General features: G+C 70.6%; 4 protein-coding genes. All 4 read right to left on the bottom strand.

From position 1 onward, the window contains the following. The coding region (locus tag PO768_RS28405; RefSeq protein ID WP_272648736.1) for a hypothetical protein at positions 1-297 on the bottom strand (297 nt) is incomplete at its 3' end. A 65-nt stretch (positions 298-362) separates the two neighbouring features. After that, positions 363-947, bottom strand: coding sequence for a nitroreductase family protein (locus tag PO768_RS28400; protein WP_272648735.1), 585 nt, complete (start codon positions 945-947; stop codon positions 363-365). Beyond that, positions 944-2,050, bottom strand: coding sequence for a transglutaminase-like domain-containing protein (locus PO768_RS28395; protein WP_272648734.1), 1,107 nt, complete (start codon positions 2,048-2,050; stop codon positions 944-946). Before PO768_RS28395 ends, PO768_RS28400 begins: the two co-directional genes overlap by 4 nt. Before the next feature lie 25 nt (positions 2,051-2,075). Then, complete coding sequence (locus PO768_RS28390) at positions 2,076-2,573, bottom strand: TlpA family protein disulfide reductase (RefSeq protein WP_272648733.1); 498 nt, start codon at positions 2,571-2,573, stop codon at positions 2,076-2,078. Between the last annotated feature and the right edge of the window lie 101 nt (positions 2,574-2,674).

Here is a 2,674-nt window from a genome sequence, read left to right as displayed (position 1 = left end):
GCCGGTCGGGCCGCTGTGCTGCTCCAGCGGGGCCGGCAGGCCGGCGCCCGGCCCGGGGCGCGGCGCATTCAGCGCATCGCTGCGCAGCGTGATGTTGAGTGCTCCCCAGACCCCTTCGCCGCGCCGGGCCGTGCCGCCGGGCGTGTTGCCCAGCACCAGCACCAGCAGGATGTGCAGCAGCACCGCTAGCAGCAGGCATTGCTCCATGCGCGAGGGCGCAAGCGGCGTAAGCGGTTGCAGCACGACCGCTGCGGACGCAGCGCCGGCGGGCTGGAGTGAGGGCAGGAGGCGGCTCATGAGGGTGGGCCGCAGTGTGCCGGGACGGGCCCGCAACGTCCACTGCGGCGGCACAACAGCGCCCTTCAGCCCCAGATCGTCATGGCCGCGTCCACGCCACCTTTTCTCGATGGCCCCTGGGCGCGGCGCGTCGGCGTGCCCAGCGCGATCCAGCCCAGCAAGGTCTCGCCCGGCTCGCTGAAGGCGGCCGCGATCTGCGCATCGCGCACCTTCGCCCCGCTGAGCATCTTGCCGCCATAGCCCAGCAGATGGGCGGCCGCAAGAAACTGCGCCAGCGCGCCGCCCACCGCCGCCCATTGCTCGTGGGCCGGCACCTGCGGATGGCCGAGATCGATGCGGGCCAACACGGCCACCGTGACCGGCGGCCGCAGCGCGCGCTCGGCATCGAGCTGCGCACCGGCCTCGTCCTTGCCGGCCGCCCGGGCCGCAGCGGCAAACAGATCGGCCATGCGCTGGCGCGCAGCGCCACGCACGATCTTGAAACGCCAGGGCAGCAGCTCGCCATGGTCCGGCGCGCGCAAGGCGGCCTGCACCATCAGGCTCAGCTCGTCCTCGCTGGGGCCGGGCTCCACCAGATGCCTGGGGCCGACCGAGTAGCGCGACAGCAGGGCTTGCAGGGCCAGGGCCTGGGGCTTGTCGTGGCCGCTCATGCCGGCGTCAGCTCCTTGGCGCTGATCGTGTACCTGAAGCTGTCGGGCGCCAACTCATCGAAGCGGCCGCTGGCGTTCTCGCCCTGCGGGTACATCAGGAAAGGCAGGCTGGCCTTGCCGGCGCTGCCGGGCAGCCGCAGATCGTGCGCGGTGTTGTAGGCCACCCAGTTGCCCTCCCAGCCGCCGAACAAGCCCTTGTTGACCGGCGCCACCAGCGGATGCGCCGGGTCCTTGATCCACTCCTGGGTCTCCTGGCGCATCACCTTCAGCACATCGGCCGGGTCCATCGCGACCCAGCCATACTGCTTCAGAAACACCTCGGCGCGGCAGTGCTGAGCGCCTTTCAGGCCCGCCGGGTTGGCGCCCAGCTCGCGGTAGCCGAAGGCCGAGGGCACCAGGCGCAGGCCGTAGACATCGCGCGCCGGCACGCCCACCGCGCGGCACAGGCCGACGAAGACCGCATTCAGGTCGGCACACTTGCCGCCCAGGTTGCCGGTCTCCAGCATGGTGCGCACATCGCCGGTGCCGCAGCCGCGCACCTTGGGTTCGCGGTGGGCATTGGCCAGCAGCCAGCGATAGATCGCGCGGGTCTTGTCAAGATCGGTCCGCGCGCCCTGCGTGGCCGCCAGCGCCGTCTTGCGGACGATGCCGTCGACCGGAATCAGCTCGGTCGGCGCCAGGTTGGCACGCAGCACCTCGGGGTCCTCGCTGGCAGGGACCGGCTTGTGCCAGTCGACCGCGCGGCTGCGCGTCTGCAGCCGGCTGACCAGCTGCAGGGTCGGCGTTGTCACACTGGCAGGAAACTCGGCATAGAGCATGCGCACGCCGCGCGGTGCATCGGCCACCAGCCGCATCTCGCTGGCGTTGCCGCTCCAGCTGTGGCCCAGGCTGCGCTGGTAGTCGGTCTCGACATCGGGCAGCGGCAGCCAGAGCTTGGTCGTGCCCTGATGGTCGGCCACCGCGACGTCCAGCGTCATCTCGAAGCTGCGCCAGGGGCCGATCTGAGGCTCGAAACGGCGCGGCGCCTGGGTCTGCGACAGCGCGGGCAGCGGCAGCGCAGCGGCACATCCGGCTTGGATCAGTTGGCGGCGGGACAGTGTCATGGCGGGTTCCTGGAAAGGTAGGGGCTCAGAGCAGCGGGGCGATCCATTGGCGGGCCTGGGCGCCGGTCCAATCGAGTTCCCCGATGACGGAAAAGGCGGCGCGGCCGTCGCGGGCAATCAGCACGCTGGTCGGAAAGATGCGCACGCCGAAGCTGCGGCTGGTAGCACCGTCGGTGTCGCGCAGGATGGGCAGGCTGATGGGCATGGTCTGCAGAAAACGGCGGATCGCGGCATCGGTCTCGCGGTGGTTGACCGCCAGCACCAACAGGCCCTCGGCCTCATGGCGCTGAGCCAGCAGTTCCAGCGAGGGCATCTCGGCACGGCAAGGCTCGCACCAGCTGGCCCAGAAGTTCAGCAGCACCGGTCGCCCCTTGGCCTCGGCCAGGCTCCAGGCGGGGCCCTCGAAGCCGGGCATTGTCAAAGGTGGCGTGGCCTGGCCCTTAGGCCATGGGCGACGCAACGCCTCGGCGGCGGCGGGCAGCGTGGCAGCGGCGGCCAGGGTCAGCAGATCACGGCGTTTCATCACGGGGCCAGGGATACGAAGCAGGCCATTGTCTCTGACCTGCCCCCTCCCAGGCGTACCAGCGTAAAGGTAGCGAAGTCCATCAACCAGGAGAATGATGG

Origin of the sequence: Paucibacter sp. XJ19-41 (assembly GCF_028462495.1) — a bacterium.
GTDB lineage: Bacteria > Pseudomonadota > Gammaproteobacteria > Burkholderiales > Burkholderiaceae_C > Roseateles_E.
This window is presented reverse-complemented; position numbering and strand designations above follow the sequence as displayed.

What these genes read in the sequence shown, in the direction of transcription:
- PO768_RS28400 (WP_272648735.1), bottom strand. Translation starts at nt 947, where the DNA reads ATGAGCGGCCACGACAAGCCCCAGGCCCTGGCCCTGCAAGCCCTGCTG.
- PO768_RS28395 (WP_272648734.1), bottom strand. Translation starts at nt 2,050, where the DNA reads ATGACACTGTCCCGCCGCCAACTGATCCAAGCCGGATGTGCCGCTGCG.
- PO768_RS28390 (WP_272648733.1), bottom strand. Translation starts at nt 2,573, where the DNA reads ATGAAACGCCGTGATCTGCTGACCCTGGCCGCCGCTGCCACGCTGCCC.